Below are 23,304 nucleotides of genomic sequence, written 5' to 3'. Positions count from 1 at the left end.
GGATGCCACGTTGTGAAATGTCTTGCCGTCTGCCGTAATCCCCTGCTTTTCATCGGACTTTTTGTTTTAGGACTTACCTCAGCGCTTGCCGCCGACTGGCCGCGTCAGGTGACAGACAGCCGCGGCGTGCATACGCTTGAGCACAAACCGACGCGCATCGTCTCCACCAGCGTGACCCTGACCGGCTCCCTGCTGGCGATTGACGCGCCGGTTATTGCCAGCGGCGCCACCACGCCCAACAACCGCGTGGCGGATGGGCAGGGATTCCTGCGCCAGTGGGGCGATATTGCGAAACAGCGTCAGCTTGCGCGTCTGTACATTGGCGAGCCGAGCGCCGAAGCGGTGGCCGCCCAGATGCCGGACCTGATTTTGATCAGCGCCACCGGCGGGGATTCGGCGCTGGCGTTGTATGACCAGCTTTCAGCTATCGCGCCGACGCTTGTTATTAACTACGACGACAAAAGCTGGCAGGCGCTGCTCAAACAGCTCGGCACAATCACGGGTCAGGAAAAACAGGCCGCCGAGCGCATCGCCGCGTTTGATAAGCAGCTTGCCCAGGTGAAACAGCAGATGACATTACCGCCGCAGCCGGTGAACGCCATCGTCTACACCGCCGCCGCACACTCGGCAAACCTGTGGACGGCGGAATCCGCTCAGGGCCAGTTATTGCAGCAGCTGGGCTTTACGCTGGCTGAACTGCCTGCCGGATTGCACACCTCCAAAAGCCAGGGTCAGCGTCACGATATTATTCAGTTAGGCGGGGAAAATCTGGCGACCGGGCTGAACGGCGAAGGGCTGTTCCTGTTTGCCGGTGATCAGAAAGATGTGGATGCGATTTACGCCAATCCGCTGCTGGCGCACCTTCCAGCCGTGCAGAACAAGCGCGTCTGGGCACTGGGAACAGAGACGTTCCGCCTGGATTATTACAGTGCAATGCGGGTACTGCAGCGTTTAGACGCACAGTTCAGGTAAGAGGCTAACCCGGCCCTCTCGGTGAGAGGGCCGGTGTGAACGCGTCAGGCCGCACTGTCGTTCAACACAACCTCCTGCCTGAACCGACGCAGCTCAACCAGGACCACCAGCAATATCCCTCCCAGCATAGCCAGGACAAAGCCGCTGCTGCTCGCTGAAGCCACCGGGGTCATTATCGCCCCCAGCCCGCCGAGGATAGCCGCGCCAATGGCATCGCCCGTCACGTTCTGCGCGGTCCACAGACCGTTGATACGCCCCAGCATCCCTTCCGGCGTCTGGGTCTGAATCAGGGTGTACTGCAACAATGAACTGATGGCGCTCAGCCAGCCAAAAATCACCAGGCACATTACGCCCAGCGCCCATACCGGCATCAGGCTGAAGAAACCAATCGCAATAAACGACGCCAGGGTAGCCAGCAGCATGATCAGCCCGGGGCGCGCACTCTGCGCCAGGTTACCGCTGGTCAACGCGCCGCATGCCGCGCCGAGCGGAATAGCCGCGTACAGCACGCCGATTTCCGACGCGCTCATCTGCCACACGCCCGCCAGCGCCGGGTAAAGCACGCGTACGGCGCTGGCCATCGTCAGCAGACCGCCGAGCAGCGCAATGCCACCTATCAACGGATTGCTGAACAGAAAACGGATCGCGGCCATCAGTGATGTCAGCGGATGTTCGCGCGGCTGTGGCGGAGGCGGCAGGCGCGGCAAACGCAGGAGCGTGAGCGTAGTGATAAAGGTGCCCGCCGCCGCCAGCCCATAGTTCCACGCCACGTTGCCGGTCGCCAGCAGCAGGCCGCCGACCATCGGTGAAATTACCGACCCGAGGCGCACGGTCAGCATGGTGATTGCCCCCGCCTGCATCAGGTTTTCGCGCCCGACCAGCGCGGGCGTGGCTGCCAGCAGCGCCGTGACGCCGAGTGACGCAAAAAAACCGTCCCACAGACCGAGGGCGTAAATGGCAATCAGTGACGGCTCCGGCAGCATGGCGTTCAGACACAGCCCGATAAAGCCTACGCCGCACGTGCCGCGTGCCAGCAGGATCAGTTTTTTACGCTCATACCGGTCCGCCAGCACGCCGCCCACCATCAGGCCGATAAACATCGCCCCACCGGTTAAGGTGACCGAAAGCCCCACCAGCCAGCTGGAGTGGGTCATGGACTGGATCTGCACCGGCACGGCAACGCCAAGCAGGCCGAGGGAGAGGATGGAGATAAAACGGGCGATAAAGACAGCGCGGTATGCGGGGTGCGTCTTCAGCAGGCTGAGGTTGAGCAGCCAGGATTTTTGATTCATGACAAGGCCTTGAGTGTATTTCTACCAATTCCATTGGCGCACATGCTAACATAGCCAAATAAGATAGATAACGATAATCACTATCATTATCAAATCATGGATGTTGCTATGTCGTTTTCCTCTTCCACGGTGCGCGCCGTTGCCGTGCCCGTGTTATTGCTACTGTTAATCCTTGCGATTGCACTCAGTTTGCTGGTCGGCGCGAAGCCGCTGCCCGCGTCCGTTATTGTCGATGCGCTCACTGGCAGCTGTCAGAGCGCCGACTGCACCATCGTGCTCGATGCCCGCCTTCCCCGTACCCTTGCCGGACTGCTGGCAGGAGGGGCGCTGGGTCTTGCCGGTGCCTTAATGCAAACGCTCACCCGTAACCCGCTGGCCGACCCCGGTATTCTTGGGGTAAACAGCGGCGCCAGCTTTGCGATTGTACTTGGCGCGGCGCTCTTCGGTTTTACCTCTCCGTCTGAACAACTGGTGATGGCCTTCTGCGGCGCGCTGGCGGCATCGCTGGTGGTGGCGTTTACCGGTAGCCAGGGTGGCGGACAGCTGAGTCCGGTACGCCTGACGCTGGCGGGCGTGGCGCTCGCCGCCGTGCTGGAAGGGTTATCCAACGGCATCGCCCTGCTTAACCCGGATGTTTACGACCAGCTGCGCTTCTGGCAGGCCGGTTCGCTGGATATCCGCACCCTGGAAACCTTAAAAGTGGTGGTGTTCCCGGTCGTCATCGCCGCCGCCGTCGCACTGTGTTTAAGCCGTGCGCTCAACAGCCTGAGCCTCGGGAGCGACACCGCAACCGCGCTCGGCAACCGCGTGGCACGCACGCAGCTAACGGGTCTTGTCGCGATCACCGTACTGTGCGGCAGCGCAACTGCGGTAGTCGGCCCCATTGCTTTTATCGGCCTGATGATGCCCCACATGGCACGCTGGCTGGTGGGTGCCGATCACCGCTGGTCGCTGCCGGTCACGCTGCTGGCTACCCCTGCCCTGCTGCTGTTCGCGGATGTTGTGGGTCGCCTGCTGGTGCCTGGTGAACTGCGCGTCTCGGTGGTAAGCGCGTTTATCGGTGCACCGGTGCTGATCTTCCTCGTGCGACGTAAACGCGGAGGTGGCGCATGATGGCCCCGTCCCGACGTTTAGTCACCAGCGTGTCGTTGCTGGCCGTCGTCATTCTGATGCTGGCGGTCTGGAGCCTGCGCAGCGGCGCGGTCACGCTCGATTTCGCGCAGATTTTTAACGCGCTGCTTGGCAGTGCGCCGCGCAATGTCACCCTGGTGGTCACCGAGTGGCGACTGCCGCGCGTGGCGATGGCGATTCTGGTGGGCGCGGCGCTCGGCGTCAGCGGTGCCATTTTTCAGTCGTTGATGCGCAACCCGCTTGGCAGCCCGGACGTAATGGGGCTGAACACCGGCGCCTGGAGCGGCGTGCTGGTGGCGATGGTGCTGTTTGGTCAGCACCTGACGGCCATCACGTTCACCGCGATGACCGGCGGGATAGTCACCGCGCTCATTATCTGGGCGCTGGCCTGGCGCAACGGTATCGACACCTTCCGCCTGATCATTATCGGTATCGGCATTCGCGCCATGTTAATGGCTTTCAACACCTGGCTATTGCTGCAGGCTTCGCTCGACACCGCGCTCTCTGCCGGGCTGTGGTATGCCGGTTCACTCAATGGCCTGACGTGGGGCAAAACCTGGCCCGCTGCCCCGCTGATCCTGGTAATGTTTATTGGCGCGGTGTTGCTGGTACGCCGGATGCGCCTGCTGGAGATGGGCGATGACAGCGCCTGTGCGCTGGGCGTGGGCGTTGAGCGCTCGCGCCTGATGCTGATGCTGGTGGCAGTGTTACTGACCGCTGCCGCCACCGCCATCGCCGGGCCGATCTCGTTTATCGCGCTGGTTGCACCGCACATTGCCCGGCGCATCAGCGGCACGGCGCGCTGGGGATTAACCCAGGCGGCGCTTTGTGGCGCAGCGTTACTGCTGGCCGCCGACCTCTGCGCCCAGCGGTTATTTATGCCTTATCAACTTCCGGTAGGCGTCGTGACCGTCAGTCTCGGCGGGATTTATCTCATCGTCTTGTTAGTTCAGGAGTCACGCAAGAAATGACAAACAGTACAACCCGCTTGCGCGGCGAACACTTAACCCTCGGCTATGGCAAAAAAATCATTGCCCGTGACCTGACGGTGGCTATCCCGGACGGCCATTTTACGGCGATTATCGGCCCGAATGGCTGCGGTAAATCGACCCTGCTGCGCACCCTCAGCCGCCTGATGACACCGGTTGAGGGCTGCGTGTATCTCGACGGCGAGCAAATCCAGCGCTTTGCCAGCAAAGAGGTGGCGCGCCGTATCGGCCTGCTGGCGCAAAACGCCACCACGCCTGGGGATATCACGGTGCAGGAACTGGTCTCGCGCGGGCGCTATCCGCATCAGCCGCTGTTTACTCGCTGGCGTAAAGAGGATGATGAGGCGGTGAAGCGGGCGATGCAGGCGACGGGCATTACCGATCTGGCCCGGCAAAGCGTGGATACGCTCTCCGGCGGGCAGCGCCAGCGGGCGTGGATTGCGATGGTGCTGGCGCAGGAAACCGCCATCATGCTGCTGGACGAGCCAACCACATGGCTTGATATCAGCCATCAGATCGATCTGCTGGAGTTGTTGAGCGAGCTGAACCGCACGCAGGGCTATACGCTGGCAGCCGTGCTGCATGATTTAAATCAGGCATGCCGCTATGCCACGCATTTGATTGCGCTGCGCGACGGCGAAATTGTGGCGCAGGGTGCGCCAAAAGAGATTGTGACGCCGGATCTGATCGCGCAGATCTACGGCATGCGCTGCATGATTATCGACGATCCCGTGGCCGGTACGCCGCTGGTGGTGCCGTTGGGCAAGCGTGCAGTCTGATGCCCTCACCCTCTCCTGGAAGAGAGGGTGAGAGTGAGGGGAAACCGCTACCCCAATATCGCCTTCAGCACCGGTCCTATTGTCTCAAACGCCTGCGGTGAAATGATATCCACGTGGGCGCAATCCTGGCTGTAAACCTCCAGTTCCCCCACCCACGGCGCCCAGGCCTGCTGCGGATCCAGCGTTTGCGTGCGCCCGGCAACAAACAACGTCGCTTTACCGTCGAACCGTGAACTGTGCGCCGTTGTCAGGAGGCGGACGGCATCGGCGTAATTCCCTTCGATGGCGTTAAAGAGCTCGCCAGAGCCTTGCCCCTGCTGCGCGGCGATAAACGCCTGACGCTCGCGTTCGATTTCTGCCAGTACGTCCGGATCGAGACCATGGGCCTCTTTCTCTGCCCAGTTCTGGGTTTCCGGCGGCCAGGTATCCAGCAAGCCGAGAAACGCCACCGCGTCACCCTGCTCGCGCAGACGGGCCGCAATGCCCTGCGCCAGCGTGCCGCCAAGCGAGTAGCCGAACAGATAATACGGCCCCTGCGGCTGTTGCGCGCGCAGCGTCTGCAGATGCTGTTCGATCACCTCGTCCAGCGTAGCGCACTGCTGCATCGGCCCTTCCGGACGCGGCGACTGAATGCCGGTGATTGACCAGCGCGGGCTGAGATAGCGCGCCAGCACGCTAAACTGCCAGGCAAAGCCGGATGCCGGATGGAAGCAGAACAGCGTCGGACCGTTGCTTTCACGCAGCGGCAGAAGGGTCTCGTAGCCCAGACGCTGTGCCTGTTCGTCATTCATCGATGAATCCAGCAACGCGCTGAGCATGCTGACCGTTGAGGCCACCATAATCTGCCCCGGAGTGACCCTGCGGGCAAACGTACGGCTGAGCTGCGCGGCCAGGCGCATCGCCAGCAGGGAATGACCGCCGAGGGCGAAGAAATCGGCATCGATGTCGTTCACCTCACAACCGAGCAGGGCAGAAAATGCCTGCGCGACGGCCACTTCAGCGTCTGTTTCTGGCGCCCGCCCGGACGTCTTGCGGGTCAATTCCGGCAACGGAAGCGCCTTGCGGTCAAGCTTTCCGTTGGCAGAGAGCGGCAGCGCACTGATTTGCAGCAGCACCACCGGCACCATATGGGGCGGCAATTGAGCTTTAAGCGAGTGCAGCAGCGCATCGCGGTCCAGCGGCAAGCCGGACCCGGAGACGACATACCCTACCAGCTGTCGGGCATCGCCCCCGGTTGCCGCCGCCTGATTAAAGACGCACGCGTGCGCTACGGCCTGCGCCACGTCAGGCAGCAAAAGCATCGCACGATCGATTTCGCCGAGCTCGATACGCTGACCACGAATTTTCAGCTGATCGTCACTGCGGCCCAGATATTCCACCGCGCCGTTATCCAGCCAGCGCGCCACGTCGCCGGTGCGGTACATCCGCTCGCCAGGTGCAAAGGGATCGGCAATGAAGCGGCTGGCGGTCAGGTCCGGCCGACCGAGATACCCCTGCGCAAGCTGGATCCCGGTAAGATAGAGATCACCGGCCATGCCGAACGGCACCGGACGCATCATCGCATCCAGAATGCGCAGCCCCGTATTCCACACCGGGAAGCCAATCGGCACGCTGTTGCCCGCTACCGCCGCCAGTTCCGGACCCGATGCCGGATACCAGCTCACGTCCACCGCCGCTTCTGTTGGACCATAAAGGTTATGCAACGGGACATGAGTAAGGTGCTCCCACTCCCGACACAGTTCTGTCGGCAGCGCTTCCCCGCTGCAGAACACCTGCTTCAGGGTCTGACAGCAGTCGGCATTTCCCGGCGTCAGCGAGGCAACGAACGCCGCCAGCATCGACGGCACAAAGTGTGTCGTGGTCACGCCATAATGCGCGAAGAAGTTCTGCATCGCCTGCGGATCGCGGTGCGCGTCCGGCTCGGCCATCACCAGCTTCGCGCCGGCGATAAAGGGCCACCAGAACTCCCAGACCGAGACGTCAAAACTGCACGGCGTCTTCTGCGCCACCACGTCATGCGCGTCCAGCGGATAGTGATCCTGCATCCACATCAGGCGATTAACGATGGCGGTATGCCCTACCATCACGCCTTTTGGCCGCCCCGTTGAGCCTGAGGTAAAGATGATGTACGCCGTGTGCGCCGGCTTTGCCAGCCGCAGCGGTTCACTGCCCGCTGGGGGTAATAGTGTGTTGTAACTAAATACAGGGACCGGCAGATCGCTAAAGCGCGAAAGCTGATCGTCAGAGGCGATCAGCAGGGACGGTTTCGCGTCCTCCAGCATCATGCGCAGACGATCGTCCGGGTAACCGGTATCCAGCGGCAACCACGCGGCGCCCGCCTCCACGATGCCGTGCAGCGCCAGGGTAAGAAACACCGAGCGCGGCAGGGCTACCGCCACGCTGTCGCCAGGCTTAACGCCGCGTTCCCGCAGTAATGTCGCAAGAGCCACCACCTGCTCGCGCATCTGGCGGTAATTCAGTTCGATGTGCGCATCAGCAAGCGCGGGGGCATCCGGCGTTTTATCCGCCTGGTCTGCCACCAGCTGAGCCAGCGTGGTTGACGGTAGCGCCAGCCCGGTATCATTGATACGCGCCAGCTGCTGGTATTCCTGCTCTGAAACGGTTTCTGCTTCGCCGCAGCGCAAATCCGGGTTGGCAGCAAACTGCATCAGCATGGCGTTCAGGCGTGCAACGTGGCGCGTTAGCGTCGCTTCATCGTAGCGCTGCTTATTGGCAAGGATTTCAATACTCAGGCCGCCCTGCTCGTCCGGGAACAGCGCCAGTTCAAGGTCATTGACCGGGCCAGTGGCCAGCGTATGGGTGATGGCGTCCACGCCATCCATATCCAGCTGATAATCAAACACCTTGACGTTCAGTACCGGGCCAAACAGCGCGTCATCGCCCGCGGCACGTCCGCTGTCGCGCACGATCTGCTCGGCGTCATAACGCTGATGGCGACGCATTTTTTTCAGCTGATTTGCCAGACGATGCGCCAGCGCAGGCAGGCTTTCGTGCGGGGCGATGTTCACCGCCAGCGGCAGCACGTTCAGCACCGGACCGGTTGCCGTTAAGGCCGCCGACCCCATTCGGCGCATAAAGATAAACCCGGCGGCGTAGTCCAGCCGTCCGGTCAGACGCCCGATCCACAGCGCCACCAGCGCAAGCGCCAGATCGGTACGCTGAACCGGCCCCGCCGCCTGAGCAAGCCGGGTAAAGGCGCGGCGGTCAGCCGTCACCTTCAGACGCAGAATATCGGTGGTCGCCGCACGGCCCGGCAGCGGTGCCGACGACAGCGAGACCGGAGAAGGAAGCTGCTTACGCTGCTCCGCCCAGAACGCCCCGTCGCGCTGATACGCTTCGCTGTCGCGATAGCGCTGGTATTCCTCCACCACCTCGGCGAAAGGGGTAAACGGCGACGCGGGCGTGGGCTCGCCGTTTTGCCATGCGAGATAAATGGCGGCGATCTGGCGGGTAATCGCCGGAAAACTGAAGCCATCCACCACCAGATGATGATATCGCTGATACCAGTACCAGTGCCCTTCACCTACCTGAATCAGCTGATGGAACGCCAGCGGCTGACCGCTGTCCACCCGCAGGTTCTGGTTTAAATCCGCTGCCATCAGGGCCATCGCCGCGTCATGGGATTCGGCGCTAACCACGGACGGTTCAGGCAGTGACATAGCATCATCCACCCACTGCCACACCTCGCCATTCTCTTGCACAAAACGCATGCGCAGGGTGTCGGCCTGCCGCATCCCTTCAACAATGGCTTTTGCCAGCAGCGGTGCGTCAATATTGCCCTTCAGCTCGGTGTAGTGCGCCACGCTCCAGGCGTTTGGCAGGGAGGAAAGCTGCTCCGCCATCCAGATACCCGGCTGGGCGGCGACAAGAGGAAGACGGTTCATGCTTTCTCTCCCGCAAAATAAGACGGTTGCAGGGTTTGCCAGTGGTCGGCGAGCCACTGCTGACAGGCTTCCTGAGACTGCGCTTCACAGACCACGCGCCAGCCCGCCGGCAGCTGGCACTGCTGCGGCCACAGACTGTACTGTCCCTGGTCGTTACGCAAAATCGCAAACTGACCCTGCGGATTATCGAAAGGGTTGCTGAATTCCATACAGACTCCGTTAGTGAATAAGCGGCTGCAAGAGGGTCATCAGCCCCTGCGTCAGCCCACCGCGCCAGCAAAGCGCGTCGTGTCCGCCGTCAACCTGACGCCAGATAACCGGTTGCTGCGGGTGCAGTTCGGCGTAGATCGCCTGATTCGCGCGGAAGATGAGCGGCTCATTGCGCCCGGCCTCAAGAACGATACGCAGCCCGCGCGCGGTGAGGTCGCCCGCTTTAAGTTGTTCGATGAGCAACCCGTCCTGCTGACCGCCACGGTGCGGCCACCAGTAGGAGCCGGACTGGCTTAATACGCAGCCAAAGCGCTCGGGCCAGTTAAGCCCGGCATAAAGTGAAGAGAGGCCGCCAAAGCTTTGACCCGCGACTACCGTTCGGTCGGCGCGGTCGCTGAACGGAGTGCGGCTGTTCACCCGCGGGAGAAGTTCCTCCTGCACCGCCCGCCAGAAATCAGGGTTGCAGGGCAACTCGTGATTACGGTGCGCCATGTCGATCACATCGATTAAGACGTAGACGGCAGGCGGCAGTTTGCCCGCGTTTGTCAGCGCGGTTAGCGGAGACCACACGGGCATGCTTTCGGCCCAGAACTGGCCGTCGAGCAGTACGGCAAGCGGCCGCTCAGGGCTGTCTTCACCGGTGGTGAAAACCCACACCCGGCGGCGGTTATTCAGACGCACGCTTTCCCATTCAAAGCAGACGGGCGCGTTGCCGGGGGTTGCGGGCGTGTTCCAGCCGGGCTGAACCGGGGCCTCGGGCATTTCGAGCGCCGAGACGGGATGCCCGCGTCCGCCGCGCCAGCTTTGCGGATTTAACGGATCGGCCATTGCCGCGGGGAGCAACTTTCGCCAGCCTTCACGCAGCGCCAAACGATCGGGTTGCTCGCCGTGGAAGACCGCGTCGGCAAAATCATCTTCGTTCACTGAGGGGATAAAACAGTAGCTGCCGCGCCATTGCGGGGTGAACGCGCCCTGCCACTGCCAGACGTCAGTATCAGGAATGCGCTCAAGGGATTGCGGACGGGCATTTTGATGGTGATCGGTCACGCCGGTGATGTAGAGCCAGACGCGTTTTAGCGGCGAGGCTTTTTGCGTTCCTGCCGGGTCACGCCACCAGAAAGTGACGCGATAGTGCCCCTTCTCGCGGGTCCATTCGGGTCCGTTTTTCGACTGCCACCAGGCTTCACTTCCCGTTTTTAACCCCGTCACCCGTATAACCTCATGTTTATCAGTCTTTTTTGTTTCAGGACAAATTTTATTGATAATATTATTGATAACTATTTGCATTTGCAATAGCGTAGTGGCCGCGCTGTGGGAAGCGCGCTCATAAAACAACCATGCCACGCGTTGTGTGCGCTCGAGGACGGGGCTGCTTACGCAAACTGCGGGTGACACCATGCCGCCTCCTCTCCCTTTCGGGAATGGAGCCCGGGGATGCGGCGCGAAAAGCAGGACGTACAATGAATAAGAAGATTCACTCCCTGGCCTTGCTGGTCAACTTAGGGATTTACGGCGTTGCGATGCCAGCGCTGGCAGACGACAACACCGCCAACGCGCAGCACGAAGACACCATGGTGATCACCGCCGCAGAGCAAAACCTGCAGGCACCAGGGGTATCGACCATCACCGCCGATGAAATTCGTAAAAACCCGCCCGCACGTGACGTGGCCGAAATCATCCGCACCATGCCTGGCGTTAACCTGACCGGGAACTCCACCAGCGGACAGCGCGGCAATAACCGTCAGATTGATATTCGTGGTATGGGTCCGGAAAACACCCTGATCCTGATTGACGGCAAGCCGGTCACCAGCCGCAACTCCATCCGTCTGGGCTGGCGCGGCGAGCGAGATACCCGCGGTGACACTGGCTGGGTACCGCCAGAGATGATTGAACGCATTGAGGTCATTCGCGGCCCGGCCGCAGCTCGCTACGGTAACGGTGCGGCAGGCGGCGTGGTGAACATCATCACCAAAAAATTCGACAACCAGTGGCATGGCTCCTGGAACACATATCTGAATGCTCCAGAACATAAGGATGAGGGTTCCACTAAGCGCACCAACTTCAGCCTGAGCGGCCCGCTGGGCGGCGACTTCAGCTTCCGCATGTTTGGTAACCTGGACAAAACCCAGGCCGATGCGTGGGACATTAACCAGGGCCACCAGTCCGATCGTACCGGTACCTATGCCGACACCCTGCCTGCAGGCCGTGAAGGGGTCGAGAACAAAGACATTAACGGCGTGGTCCGCTGGGACTTCGCGCCCATGCAGTCCCTGGAGTTTGAAGCGGGTTACAGCCGCCAGAACAACCTCTACGCGGGTGATACCCAGAACACCAACAACGACAACAGCTCCAGCGGTCTGGTGAAGAAAAACTACGGTAAAGAGACTAACCGTATCTATCGCCAGAACTTTGCGGTGACCTGGAATGGCGGCTGGGATAATGGGATTACCACCAGCAACTGGGCGCAGTACGAGCACACCCGCAATTCGCGTCTCGGCGAAGGCCTGGCAGGCGGTACGGAAGGATTGTTCAACAGCAATAAATTCACCGACACCGACCTGGCTGATGTGATGCTGCACAGCGAAATCAACCTGCCGATTGATTTCCTCGTCAACCAGAACCTGACGCTGGGCACCGAGTGGAACCAGCAGCGCATGAAGGACTCGACCTCCTTCTCGCAAACCCAGCAGGGCGGGACCATTCCGGGGCTCAGCAACGATCGTAGCCCGTATACCTCGGCGGAGATCTTCTCCCTGTTCGCTGAAAACAACATGGAGCTGACGGACAGCACCATGCTGACCCCGGCGCTGCGCTTCGATCACCATACGATCGTCGGTAACAACTGGAGCCCGTCCCTGAACCTGTCGCAAGGCCTGGGTGACGACTTTACGCTGAAGATGGGTATCGCCCGCGCCTATAAAGCGCCGAGCCTGTACCAGACCAACCCGAACTATCTGTTGTACAGCAAAGGCCAGGGCTGCTACGCCAGCTCCGACGGCGTGGGTTGCTACATGATGGGTAATGACGACCTGAAAGCCGAAACCAGCATTAACAAAGAGATTGGTCTGGAGTGGAAACACGACGGCTGGCTGGCGGGCGTGACCTGGTTCCGTAACGACTACCGCAACAAGATTGAAGCGGGGTATGCGCCAGTCGGCCAGACCTCCACCAGTAAAGTGACCACCGATATTTACCAGTGGGAAAACGTGCCTAAAGCGGTGGTTGAAGGTCTGGAAGGCTCCCTGAACGTGCCGGTCAGCGACACGATCAACTGGACCAACAACATCACCTATATGCTGCAAAGCAAGAACAAGGAGACCGGCGACCGTTTGTCGATCATCCCGGAGTACACGCTGAACTCAACCCTGAGCTGGCAGGTACATCAGGATGTGTCGCTGCAGTCGACCTTCACCTGGTACGGCAAGCAGCAGCCGAAGAAGTACAACTACAAAGGCCAGCCGGTGACCGGGTCTGAGAAAGACGAAGTCAGCCCGTACAGCATCGTTGGCCTGAGTGCGACCTGGGACGTGACCAAAAACGTCAGCCTGACCGGCGGCGTGGATAACGTCTTTGATAAACGCCAGTGGCGCGCGGGTAATGCCCAGACCACCGGCAACGCCACAACCGGTGCCTATATGTACGGCGCGGGTGCATACACCTATAATGAGCCGGGCCGAACCTGGTTTATGAGCGTGAACACGCACTTCTAAGGCAGGCTGTGTCTCCCCTCTCCTGCCGGGAGAGGGGCTGAATGTCTCCCTCTCCCGGCAGGAGAGGATCGGGGTGAAGGCATCAGGCCGCACTATTCCTCAACGTCAGGACGAGAAAACATGCGCACCACCCACTCCACATTTCGTCTTGCCGGAACCACGGTCCATCAAATTACCTTCGATCCCACCACCTTTACCGACGCCGACCTTCTCTGGCTTCCTCACCAGGCCCAGCTAACCGACGCCGGACGAAAACGAAAAACCGAACACCTTGCCGGTCGCATCGCCGCCGCCCACGCACTCAGAGCGATTAACGAATGCGCCGTTCCCGGCATCGGTCCCAGCGGGGAACCCCTCTGGCCGGAAGGCATCACTGGCAGCATTACCCACAGCGGTACACAGGCGATGGCGGTGGTTGCGCGCTATCCGCATGCGCTAATCGGCATTGATCTGGAAGCCATTCTTTCCGAAAACGAAGCTCACGAAATAAAGGAAGGTGTCATCGACGCACAGGAAGAAACACGCCTATTGCAGTCGGGCAAGCCTTTCGCGCTTACATTGACGCTCGCATTCAGCGCCAAAGAGAGCCTGTTTAAAGCGCTTTTTCCTGTAGTGAGGGAATACATGGGATTTGAATGCGCACGGGTCAGTGCATTGAATGAGAAAACGCTGGTATTAAAACTTGCCCAACCCATAGGGTGTTATTACGAGGGATTGTGTTTTAACCTGGCATGGCAAATTATGGACGAAAGCGTATGCACGTTGCTCGTCGTTCAGGAATAGTTTTGACTTTTTATCCGAAAAATTCAACACCCTACTCTTTTGATAAAATATCATTACTGAAAACAAAACAATTATTAATATAAAACCCAACCACAAAGAAATATCCTTGCAGCTTTATCACGCCTACGATCATGTATAAAAAATATAGCACCTCACAACCTATCTCGATGTGGGAAACATACACCCCTTGAGTGCAAATGTTAAGAGAATCTATCCCTTCCTACTACTTTTAATAGTTAGATAAAACCAATTTAATTTTAGAACATAATCCACAACTCGCCACCATGCTTTCCATAACAGAATTACGCAACGAAACTTAGAGGTAGGTCAAAAACCCAAAGATAAAAAAACCGTGAAAGATGAAATAAGTCATTTCCATTTTCTTTATTTCAGGAACATTATGTTAAGGCTGTTTTACTTTAACTCCATATAACTAAGGAAAGTCTAATGCGTGAATTAAATCAAAATGAAATGAGTATTGTGGCCGGTGGTATTGGTGCCGGTAATGGGAACGGTAATCACAGTGGCAACGGCAATGGCAATAGTGGTGGTAATGGTGGTACCTGTAATGGCGGCAATGGTGGTAATGGTGGCCGCGGCGGTAATGGCGGTAATGGGGGTAACGGCGGAAGCTGCGGCGGTGGCAATAATGGCGGTCGTCGATAGCCATCATTAAAAACCAAAACGACGACCCGCTGTAAGTTTGTCATGGCGGGTCGCTGTGCGTGATGCATTACTTTATCAGGAGTAAAAATGCGAGAACTACTGAAATCAGAGAGTGAAGGTATTTCTGGGGGTTCGCAATGCGATGGTGGAAGTGGAGGTAACGGGGGCGCAGGCGGTAATGGCGGCCGCGGAGGTAATGGAGGAACCTGTGGTTCTGGAAATGGTGGTAATGGCGGTAACGGGGGACGAGGCGGGAACGGAGGTGATGGTGGAAATGGTGGCCCTGGAGGGAAAGGGGGCAAAGGCGGTAAAGGTGGTCCCGGTGGACACGATGGCCGTAACGGTAGGGATGGTTGAGTCGTCGAAGAAATAGTATTACCGAAGCGCAGCAAAGCAAATTACATATGCAGGAAAAAACACGATACCCCTGGATATGCAGAATAACCAGGTGCAATTGACTTAAAATTGTCACCTGGTGAACCACAAAAAATCACGAAATCTTTTAAAAAAAGGAAAAAGTGCGTGTATCGCCAAAAAGCGGTTGATCACAAAAAATTGAGATGGCAAGGAAGAGCCATATTACTGCCTGGGATCCCTGTTTGGTTGGTTGCAGGGCTATCTGTTTTTTTTGTTATTGCTTTTCTAACCTTCGTCCTAACGTTCACCTATACGAGAAGAATAACTGTAGTGGGAGAAATAACCACCTATCCTCGTTCATCTAACGTTTACGCCAGTGTTCAGGGGGTGGTAGTTAAACAATTTGTCAAAGAAGGTCAACTGCTCAAAGTAGGTGATGCTATTTACATGATCGATGTTAGTAAAAGCACACGTAGCGGTGTTGTCAGCGATAATCAGCGTATGGATGTTGACAACCAGCTGACACGCATATCTCAAATCATGTCTCTTCTCCAGGAAAATAAAAAAAACACTCTTGAGATGCTCAAAAAACAAAAAGAACAATATAGCGCTGCTCTCAAACGTTCCTCAGATATTATCACCCAAGCCCAGGAAGGCCTCCATGTAATGAAAACTAACATGGAGAACTACCGGCATTATCAGGCGCGTGGTCTTATTACTCAGGATCAGCTGATTAATCAGATAGCCTTATACTACGAACGACAGAATAACATGATTAACCTGTCTGCCCAGAGTGACCAAAACGCGCTGCAGGTGACAACACTGGAGAGTCAAATTCAGACGCAGGCCGCTGAATTTGATAACCAGATTCATCAAATGGAACTTCAGCGCTATGAATTGCAAAAAGAACGTCTGAGTATTGATGCTGGAGGCGCTATTATTATCCGAGCCATGGCTAACGGGAGGGTAGATTCCCTTAGCGTCACCGTCGGGCAGATGATCAAGCCGGGCGACAGTCTGCTACAAATCATCCCATACAATATCGATCATTTCTCTCTTGTCATTTGGGTACCGAATGACGCAGTCCCCTATCTTAATGCTGGAGACCGCGTGAACATCCGCTATGAAGCCTTTCCTGCTGAAAAATTCGGTATGTTTGGCGGAGCAATTTCTGTCATCTCACGTTCCCCAGCCTCCCCACAGGAAATGCAAACCTATCAAGGGGCGCTTAAAGTGGCCTCATCTTCAGCTGCACCCTATTACAAAGTTATTATCAAACCTGACAGACAAAATATTGCGTACGCGGGTAAACGTCTGAGCTTGGGTAATGGAATGCAAGCTCAAAGCACCTTATTTCTGGAAAAAAGGAAGATCTATCAGTGGATGCTTTCCCCCTTCTACGATATGAAAAATAGCATAGAGGGCCCGATAAATGAGTAAACGTGCTTTTAAAACGCTTCTCGGACAACTCGATCTTCATCTGCGTTCTCGGGTTCCACTAGTTCATCAAACGGAATCCTCAGAATGCGGTTTGGCATGTCTTGCGATGATTTGTAATCACTTTGGAAAAAATAGCAATCTCATCTCCTTGCGACAACAATTCAACCTATCTGCACGTGGGACAACACTGGCAGGAATGAAAGAAATTGCTGAACAATTAGGACTTGCATCTCGCTGTTTATCCCTGGAACTTCATGAACTCAACTCGCTTAAGATCCCCTGCATCTTACATTGGGATTTTAACCATTTTGTAGTTCTGGTCGGTGTGAAACAAAATCGAGTGATCCTACACGACCCTGCCAGAGGCCGTAGAACGATAAATCTCGAGGAAATGTCTCAATACTTCACTGGCATAGCACTCGAAGTATGGCCTGGAAGTACATTTACCGAAGAGCAAGAAAGTCACCACTTCAGCCTCAAAGCCCTTGCAGCAAAGGTACATGGTCTTAAGGGTACGCTAGCGAAAATATTTTTCTATTCGCTCATTATTGAATCCATAAATCTTCTTATCCCGATAGGTACTCAGCTTGCACTGGATCATGCTATTCCCGCTGCAGATGTGGGCTTACTGACACTGATTTGTATTGGTCTGTTACTCTTTACTTTCTTACGCCTGGCATTGAGCGCACTGCGTTCATGGTCTTCATTATTAATGACTACGCTCATCAATGTTCAGTGGCAATCCGGGTTGTTTTCACATTTACTGCGGCTACCTTTGAGTTATTTTGAGCGACGCAAGTTAGGTGACATTCAGTCGCGCTTTGGATCGTTGAACACTCTTCGGGAAACCTTTACCAGTAGTATCGTTGGAGCACTCATCGATGGAACGATGTTGATCGGTGTCGTCATTATGATGGCACTTTATGGCGGCTGGCTCACAGGCGTTGTTATGTGTTTTACTGCTCTGTATGTCCTCATCCGTCTTATGACGTACAGTACCTACCGCGAATTATCGGAGGAAATTCTCGTTAGAGACGCCCGAACCCGATCTTATTTCATGGAAACGTTGTACGGTATAGCGACCATTAAAATGCAAGGTTTTAGTGAAAGAAGAAGCATCCACTGGCTGAACCTGGAAATTGACACAATTAACACTGAAATAAAAATCACCAAAATGGATTTGCTTTTTGGTGGCGTAAACTCCCTTATCACTGCTTGCGAGCAGATAGCAATGCTATGGCTGGGTTCAAGACTCATTATAGATAACGATATAACAATTGGGATGTTCATCGCTTTCGGTGTATTCAGAGAACAATTTGCCGACAGAATTTGGTCATTAACTAATTTCCTGACTAAGTTGCGCATGATGCACCTTCATAATGAACGTGTGGCAGATATTGCACTTAATACTCAAGAAAAGAAAAAGCCCGATAGAGAAATATTAAACACGATGAAACCTGTAGCCCTAGAAATAAATGCATTAAGCTACCGATATGATGACCATTCGGCCGCTGTCTTTCGTGGTCTTTCTTTCCAGGTTTTAGCTGGAGAAAGTGTGGCAATTACAGGCCCGTCAGGTGCAGGTAAAACAACGCTTATGAGGGTTCTTTGTGGATTGTTTGAACCGCAGACAGGTTCAGTAATGATCGATGGTAATGACATTCAACAACTTGGTTTAAACAATTACCGCAAAATAATCGGGTGCGTAATGCAGGATGATAAGTTATTTTCTGGTTCAATTAGAGAAAATATTTGTGGCTTCGATGAAAATGCCGATTACGAATGGATGGAAGAGTGCGCTCGCGCAAGCTTTATCCATGGTGCTATTGTAAAAATGCCCATGGGATACGATACATTAGTTGGAGAACTTGGTGAGGGGTTGTCTGGAGGACAGAAACAACGCATCTTTATTGCCCGCGCACTTTATCGTAAGCCCGGGATATTATTTATGGATGAAGCAACCAGTGCCTTGGACGAAGAGAGTGAAACGTATGTTAATCAGGCTATCAAAAAGCTAAACATCACCCGAATAATCATTGCTCACAGACAATCAACCATCGCATCTGTTGAGCGTGTGATTCGATTAATGCCACAGACAGAACAGCATGGACTGCACTCTGAATGAAAAATTGCGTAAGACTGAGTATAAAACCGACATTATTCATAATAGTCATTTTGTTTGGCTGCGTTTTTTTCACTCATGCCCATGGGAGAAACGCTGATGTTGACAACAACGTAGATCCTTATCGCTGGATGGAAACCGACGGACAACAGACAGCTCGTTGGCTAAGCCATCAATCAGACCAGGCGGTTAAAATATTACACACCCTCCCCTGGCGAAATGCACTGGCGAAAAGACTAAGCATACTGGTTAACACAGAACCAACTCTATCTGATATCTATGATGCGGGCGATCGTCGTTTCTACCTACGATCGACAACTGAACATCCTTATCTGCGGCTTTTTGTGCAACAAAAGGGAAAACCTGAACGAGTGGTTATTACCCCTCCCGTCGGATATGGGATTAATTTTTTTAGCCCATCTCCAGACGGTCACTATGTGGCTTTTGGATTATCGAAAAATGGTACTGAAACTACGGCAATAAATGTCATCAGAGTTGCGGATGGTGTCGTATTAAAAGATGAAATTTCCGCGGTTCGCTATCCTAATGTTGTCTGGGCAGCGGATAACCAGTCATTTTATTACAGTCTTAACGATACAACTCATGATACCGGGCGACAAACATGCGGAAAAGTCTACTACCATCATTTAGGGAGCCAAAATGATGTTATGACTTTTGACTGGCATACTCTCCCGGAATTGACACAGAAGAAATGTGAAAACGTTAATTTGTTTGCATCCCCCGACTCTGCATATCTCATCGTTTATTTTTCGAAATCAATCAGCGGTTATGGCGGCTATATTTTTTCAGCAAAAAACGATCCCGCACTCAACGGAATATTACACTGGGCCAAAATCATTGATGTTGATGAGAATGTTTCTGCCTTTGTTTGCTCTGGAAAGTGGATTTATTTTGCTAACATGAATTCATCATCAGGTTATGATATCTCAAGAGTCGATCTGAGTACTCCTACTTCAAAACGAGAGCATGTGATGAACTGGGCAAATGGTGAACTCACCCAGCTAACCACCAGTCGGGATTCACTTTATATTGCATACCATGACTCTGGCACCAATAAATTCGTACGTATTCCTTTTGAAGACCCGAATAAACACCAGTTCATTCCAGCACCAGCAGATGAAAATGTGAGTGCAATATTCGCCAGCAATAACCGCAAGGATATCCTCTTCACCCGACAGAGTTGGCTCACGCAACCTGCTATTTTCCAGTATAACCCGGTCAATAATCGCATCAGAGATACGAATTTAATATCACCGGTAAAACAATCCTTTACAGACTATGTGACGGAAGAAATATGGGTTCTCACAGCAGATAACGTCCGCGTTCCGTTAACTTTAATTCATCATAAAGGGATTGAACACAATGGTGCCACCCCCATCTGGTTGACAGCTTACGGCGCTTATGGAGTAAGTACTCTTCCTGAATTTGATATTTCCCGCTTGCTCTGGCTTGAACAAGGCGGAGCCATCGCAATCGCGCATGTTCGAGGAGGAGGTGAACTGGGTCCAGCATGGCATGAAGGAGGTAGAGCGAATAAGAAAGAAAATTCTATTAATGATTTTATTCGTTGCGCTGAATATCTCGTTGATAATAATTACACCTCACCGTCAAAATTGGTGATCAGTGGTGAGAGCGCGGGGGGGATTATAATGGGTATGGCAATGACGCTTCGCCCAGAACTATTTTCAGCTGTGGCGATAGACGTCGGAATACTTAATACCAGTCGACTGGATAAAATTCCAATAGGCGAGATGAATTTTGAAGAGTTGGGTTCACCTTTTACACAATCAGGCATGCTCAATTTGTTAAAAATAGACGCTTATCAGCATCTGGTTCCAGGTAAACGCTATCCCCCGGTGTTGTTAACGGTCGGCCTGCATGACCAACGTGTCTCCCCCTGGCAGACAGCAAAATTCGCAGCCCGATTGCAGACAATAAACAAACCGTGGAATGTTCCGGTGCTGGTATTAGCTTACAGTCAAGGAGGACACAATGCGGCCACCTACGCAGAAGCTGATTCAAAATTAGTCGACACTGTGAGTTTCTTTATATGGAAAACCGGTATTCATTTTCAGAATCATTAATATTGCGCAGCACGAATGTGCCACGCCATTAAAAAAAGCGGTACCCTGCTCCAGGATACCGCTTTATTCACTTAGTTATCCCGCTCAAACATCCGGGAACATCACGCTATTCCCCGGCGCCTCGCGATGGAGGTGAATAAAGTTCAGGTGCCGCTCATACTGATCAAGTATGTCCGTAATCACCTGTTCCTTACTGTAATCCATCAGATCATTCCCCTGGCTCCCTTCCAGCAGGAACGTCTCAAGGCGGTAATACGTTGATTTCCCACTGCGTGCGCGATAGGTAAACCCGGGCACCGAATACTGCTGTGGCCAAATCTGGTAGACAAAGTTTTGTTCGTCGCCCATATGCACCAGCAGGTCCAGGTGTCCCAGAGTCTCACCGTCATCCGGCGGCAGGTTTTTCAGTTCAACATACGCACCACGCAGCTTCAGCTCCTGCGCCACCTCTTCCATCGCCGGGAAGCAGACCGTTTCCATCATCTGTTTGGTGTAGCGCGTGCCCGGATAGTTCATCAGGCGTGACAACCGCTTTTTCCAGCTCAGTCTGTCCTGCGCACCCATCGGGCGTGGCGCGGTATCGCGGCTGGCGCTGACGCGGCGGTAATCTTCCACCTTGAGAGATTTATACAGCCCGGCCATCACGAAGAAGATCACGAAACTGAACGGCAGACCCATGATCACCGTGGTGTTCTGCAGGGCAGAAATACCGTTGGTCATCAGCATGCCCAGGGTCAGCAGGCCAATGGCGACAGACCAGAAGATGCGCAACCAGTTAGGGGCATCGCTGTTGATGTCCTTGAGCTTCGAGGTGAAGTTCCCCAGCACCAGCGCGCCGGAATCCGCCGAGGTGACGTAAAACAGCAGGCCGGTAATGGTCGCAACAGAGGCGCTAAAGGTAAACGCCGGATACTGCGCCAGCAGGCTGTAGAACCCTCGCTCCGGATGCACCATCGCTTCCTGCGCAAACGTCGCATTGCCGTGAATGATCTCGTGCAGCGCGCTGTTGCCGAACACCGACAGCCACAGCAGCGTAAAGGTGAACGGGATAATCAGCGTGCCCATCACAAACTGACGAATGGTGCGTCCACGCGAAATACGCGCCAGGAACAGGCCAACAAACGGCGACCACGCGACCCACCACGCCCAGAAGAACAGCGTCCAGTTGTTCATCCACTCGACCGGGCGGTCAAAGGCGAAGCTGTTCAACGTCATACCCATAAAGCGGTTCACGTAATCACCCACGTTCAGCACTAACGCATTGAGCAGGAATGACGTATCGCCCATAAACAGCACGAACAGGATCAGCCCCAGCGCCAGCGCGACGTTCAGCTCAGAAAGCACGCGAATGCCCTTGTCCACGCCGGAGGTAACCGAAATGGTGGCGATAATCACCGACAGCGCGATCAGCGCCGCTTTGGCCGCCATGGAATCCGGGATATCAAACAGCACGCTCAGACCGTAGTTGAGCTGCACCACGCCGATACCGAGCGTGGTGGCGATCCCAAAGATGGTACCAATCACCGCCGCGATATCCACGGTGTGTCCAATCGGTCCGTTAATTTTTTTACCGAAAATCGGATAGAGCGCGGAGCGGATCGTGAGGGGTAAATTATAACGATAGCTAAAGTATCCAAGCGCCATACCCATCAGGGCATACATCGACCAGCCGGTTAAGCCGTAGTGGAACAATGTCCAGACCATTGCCTGTCGCGCGGCCTCCATCGTCTGCCCCGCCCCTTCCGGTGGCTGCATATATTGCGTGACCGGTTCCGCCACGGAGAAGAACATCAGGTCAATACCAATGCCCGCGGCAAACAGCATCGCGGCCCAGCTCAGCAGGCTGAACTCGGGTTTTGACTGTTCCGGCCCGAGCTTTACCGAGCCAAAGCGCGAGCAGGCGATGCAGACGACGAAGACGATATAGAGCGTCGCCGCCAGCAAGTAGTACCAGCCGAAGGTCTTCGACACCCAGTTCAGGGTGCGCCCAATCCACTCGGCAGAAAAATCGCTAAAGAAGATCGTCATCAGGGAAAACAACAAAATCAGTCCTGCGGATGTATAAAAAACAACCGGATTGATTTTGTCCTTTTCTCTGTCTTGCGAAAGATCTGTCATCCAGTATCCCCACTGTTTTTGTAACTATTGAAATCCAAAACCGCAACAATTAAGACACATTTTATATTGAACGTCCAATCAAAAACCGCTTTAATGGTTAACCAACGCTGATGAATGGAGTGGCAAAAATGCCCAAAGTGGGGATGCAGCCAATCCGGCGCAGGCAACTGATCGACGCCACGCTGGAAGCAATAAATGAAGTGGGAATGCATGACGCGACCATCGCGCAGATCGCCCGTCGGGCGGGCGTTTCCACGGGGATCATCAGTCACTATTTCAAGGACAAAAATGGCCTGCTGGAAGCGACCATGCGCGACATCACCGGCCAGCTGCGCGACGCGGTATTGAACCGTTTGCATGCCTTACCGCACGGCAGCGCTGAGCAGCGTCTGCAGGCGATTGTCGGCGGCAATTTTGATGAAACCCAGATCAGCGGCGCGGCAATGAAAGCCTGGCTGGCCTTCTGGGCGAGCAGCATGCATCAGCCAATGCTCTACCGTCTGCAGCAGGTGAGCAGCCGCCGTCTGCTGTCGAACCTGGTGTATGAGTTCCGCCGCGAGCTGCCGCGCGAACAGGCGCAGGAGGCGGGTTACGGGCTCGCGGCGCTGATTGACGGGCTGTGGCTGCGCGCCGCGTTGAGTGGCAAACCGCTGGATAAAACCCTGGCCCAGTCGCTCACCAGCCACTTTATTAGCCAGCATTTACCGACCGATTAACCGAGGAGA

Annotated in this window: 17 protein-coding genes; 12 read left to right on the top strand and 5 right to left on the bottom strand. The window is 55.1% G+C overall.

What is annotated here, in order from left to right; genetic code table 11:
- Positions 1–12 precede the first annotated feature (12 nt).
- A complete protein-coding gene (gene fepB, locus AM379_RS14015) occupies positions 13–972 on the top strand; it encodes a Fe2+-enterobactin ABC transporter substrate-binding protein (RefSeq protein ID WP_106503824.1) in 960 nt (319 codons plus the stop codon).
- A 44-nt stretch (positions 973–1,016) separates the two neighbouring features.
- Here the strand turns inward: fepB and entS are convergent, their stop codons facing one another.
- On the bottom strand, positions 1,017–2,264 hold the full coding sequence (gene entS / locus AM379_RS14010; RefSeq protein ID WP_047743968.1) for an enterobactin transporter EntS: 1,248 nt from the start codon (positions 2,262–2,264) through the stop codon (positions 1,017–1,019).
- A 108-nt stretch (positions 2,265–2,372) separates the two neighbouring features.
- Between entS and fepD the strand changes: the two genes are divergently transcribed.
- Genes fepD through fepC form a run of 3 tightly spaced genes read left to right on the top strand, consistent with a single transcriptional unit; the run spans position 2,373 to position 5,163 of the window.
- Positions 2,373–3,377 (top strand): Fe(3+)-siderophore ABC transporter permease, encoded by a 1,005-nt coding sequence (gene fepD, locus AM379_RS14005; RefSeq protein WP_106503823.1) that lies wholly within the window; start codon positions 2,373–2,375, stop codon positions 3,375–3,377.
- On the top strand, positions 3,377–4,366 hold the full coding sequence (gene fepG / locus AM379_RS14000) for an iron-enterobactin ABC transporter permease (RefSeq protein WP_106504357.1): 990 nt from the start codon (positions 3,377–3,379) through the stop codon (positions 4,364–4,366). The genes fepD and fepG overlap by 1 nt, the downstream gene beginning before the upstream one ends.
- Positions 4,363–5,163 carry an iron-enterobactin ABC transporter ATP-binding protein gene (gene fepC, locus AM379_RS13995; protein WP_014169065.1) on the top strand — a complete coding sequence of 267 codons (801 nt, stop codon included), beginning with the start codon at positions 4,363–4,365 and terminating at the stop codon, positions 5,161–5,163. The genes fepG and fepC overlap by 4 nt, the downstream gene beginning before the upstream one ends.
- A 47-nt stretch (positions 5,164–5,210) precedes the next feature.
- Here the strand turns inward: fepC and entF are convergent, their stop codons facing one another.
- Genes entF through fes form a run of 3 tightly spaced genes read right to left on the bottom strand, consistent with a single transcriptional unit; the run spans position 5,211 to position 10,487 of the window.
- The gene (entF, locus tag AM379_RS13990) at positions 5,211–9,068 is read right to left on the bottom strand and encodes an enterobactin non-ribosomal peptide synthetase EntF (RefSeq protein WP_106503822.1); all 3,858 of its coding nucleotides are present in this window, start codon (positions 9,066–9,068) and stop codon (positions 5,211–5,213) included.
- The gene (locus tag AM379_RS13985; RefSeq protein WP_014169063.1) at positions 9,065–9,277 is read right to left on the bottom strand and encodes an MbtH family protein; all 213 of its coding nucleotides are present in this window, start codon (positions 9,275–9,277) and stop codon (positions 9,065–9,067) included. Before AM379_RS13985 ends, entF begins: the two co-directional genes overlap by 4 nt.
- A gap of 10 nt (positions 9,278–9,287) precedes the next feature.
- Complete coding sequence (fes, locus tag AM379_RS13980) at positions 9,288–10,487, bottom strand: enterochelin esterase (RefSeq protein ID WP_106503821.1); 1,200 nt, start codon at positions 10,485–10,487, stop codon at positions 9,288–9,290.
- A 251-nt stretch (positions 10,488–10,738) separates the two neighbouring features.
- Here fes and AM379_RS13975 point away from each other — a divergent pair, with 251 nt between their 5' ends.
- The 7 genes from AM379_RS13975 (at position 10,739) to AM379_RS13945 (ending at position 20,461) form a co-directional block, all read left to right on the top strand.
- On the top strand, positions 10,739–12,988 hold the full coding sequence (locus tag AM379_RS13975) for a TonB-dependent siderophore receptor (protein WP_020885035.1): 2,250 nt from the start codon (positions 10,739–10,741) through the stop codon (positions 12,986–12,988).
- 120 nt (positions 12,989–13,108) lie between these two features.
- Entirely contained in the window at positions 13,109–13,771 is a 663-nt protein-coding gene (gene entD, locus AM379_RS13970) for an enterobactin synthase subunit EntD (RefSeq protein ID WP_050737409.1), read from the top strand.
- A gap of 505 nt (positions 13,772–14,276) precedes the next feature.
- Entirely contained in the window at positions 14,277–14,447 is a 171-nt protein-coding gene (locus AM379_RS13965; protein ID WP_154816602.1) for a hypothetical protein, read from the top strand.
- A gap of 102 nt (positions 14,448–14,549) precedes the next feature.
- Positions 14,550–14,810, top strand: coding sequence for a hypothetical protein (locus AM379_RS13960; RefSeq protein ID WP_050737410.1), 261 nt, complete (start codon positions 14,550–14,552; stop codon positions 14,808–14,810).
- Positions 14,811–14,959: 149 nt separating this feature from the next.
- Positions 14,960–16,234: an HlyD family secretion protein gene (locus tag AM379_RS13955; protein ID WP_063214867.1), complete on the top strand. Its 1,275-nt coding sequence runs from the start codon at positions 14,960–14,962 to the stop codon at positions 16,232–16,234.
- Positions 16,227–18,359, top strand: a complete 2,133-nt coding sequence (locus AM379_RS13950) for a peptidase domain-containing ABC transporter (protein WP_106503820.1) — start codon at positions 16,227–16,229, stop codon at positions 18,357–18,359. Before AM379_RS13955 ends, AM379_RS13950 begins: the two co-directional genes overlap by 8 nt.
- Entirely contained in the window at positions 18,356–20,461 is a 2,106-nt protein-coding gene (locus AM379_RS13945; protein WP_106503819.1) for a prolyl oligopeptidase family serine peptidase, read from the top strand. Before AM379_RS13950 ends, AM379_RS13945 begins: the two co-directional genes overlap by 4 nt.
- 84 nt (positions 20,462–20,545) lie before the next feature.
- On the opposite strand, the gene betT is transcribed toward AM379_RS13945, so the two are convergent.
- Positions 20,546–22,579 carry a choline BCCT transporter BetT gene (gene betT / locus AM379_RS13940; RefSeq protein WP_014169058.1) on the bottom strand — a complete coding sequence of 678 codons (2,034 nt, stop codon included), beginning with the start codon at positions 22,577–22,579 and terminating at the stop codon, positions 20,546–20,548.
- A gap of 128 nt (positions 22,580–22,707) precedes the next feature.
- Between betT and betI the strand changes: the two genes are divergently transcribed.
- The gene (gene betI / locus AM379_RS13930) at positions 22,708–23,295 is read left to right on the top strand and encodes a transcriptional regulator BetI (protein ID WP_020885037.1); all 588 of its coding nucleotides are present in this window, start codon (positions 22,708–22,710) and stop codon (positions 23,293–23,295) included.
- Positions 23,296–23,304: the final 9 nt, after the last annotated feature.

The sequence above is a fragment of the Enterobacter cloacae complex sp. FDA-CDC-AR_0132 genome (genome assembly GCF_003010695.1).
In the GTDB taxonomy this organism is placed as follows: Bacteria; Pseudomonadota; Gammaproteobacteria; order Enterobacterales; family Enterobacteriaceae; genus Enterobacter; species Enterobacter ludwigii.
Note: the sequence above shows the minus strand (reverse complement) of the source record. Positions and strands in the feature narration are given on the sequence as shown.

What these genes read in the sequence shown, in the direction of transcription:
- entS (WP_047743968.1), bottom strand. Translation starts at nt 2,264, where the DNA reads ATGAATCAAAAATCCTGGCTGCTCAACCTCAGCCTGCTGAAGACGCAC.
- fepD (WP_106503823.1), top strand. Translation starts at nt 2,373, where the DNA reads ATGTCGTTTTCCTCTTCCACGGTGCGCGCCGTTGCCGTGCCCGTGTTA.
- fepG (WP_106504357.1), top strand. Translation starts at nt 3,377, where the DNA reads ATGGCCCCGTCCCGACGTTTAGTCACCAGCGTGTCGTTGCTGGCCGTC.
- fepC (WP_014169065.1), top strand. Translation starts at nt 4,363, where the DNA reads ATGACAAACAGTACAACCCGCTTGCGCGGCGAACACTTAACCCTCGGC.
- entF (WP_106503822.1), bottom strand. Translation starts at nt 9,068, where the DNA reads ATGAACCGTCTTCCTCTTGTCGCCGCCCAGCCGGGTATCTGGATGGCG.
- AM379_RS13985 (WP_014169063.1), bottom strand. Translation starts at nt 9,277, where the DNA reads ATGGAATTCAGCAACCCTTTCGATAATCCGCAGGGTCAGTTTGCGATT.
- AM379_RS13975 (WP_020885035.1), top strand. Translation starts at nt 10,739, where the DNA reads ATGAATAAGAAGATTCACTCCCTGGCCTTGCTGGTCAACTTAGGGATT.
- entD (WP_050737409.1), top strand. Translation starts at nt 13,109, where the DNA reads ATGCGCACCACCCACTCCACATTTCGTCTTGCCGGAACCACGGTCCAT.
- AM379_RS13965 (WP_154816602.1), top strand. Translation starts at nt 14,277, where the DNA reads ATGGGAACGGTAATCACAGTGGCAACGGCAATGGCAATAGTGGTGGTA.
- AM379_RS13950 (WP_106503820.1), top strand. Translation starts at nt 16,227, where the DNA reads ATGAGTAAACGTGCTTTTAAAACGCTTCTCGGACAACTCGATCTTCAT.
- AM379_RS13945 (WP_106503819.1), top strand. Translation starts at nt 18,356, where the DNA reads ATGAAAAATTGCGTAAGACTGAGTATAAAACCGACATTATTCATAATA.
- betT (WP_014169058.1), bottom strand. Translation starts at nt 22,579, where the DNA reads ATGACAGATCTTTCGCAAGACAGAGAAAAGGACAAAATCAATCCGGTT.
- betI (WP_020885037.1), top strand. Translation starts at nt 22,708, where the DNA reads ATGCCCAAAGTGGGGATGCAGCCAATCCGGCGCAGGCAACTGATCGAC.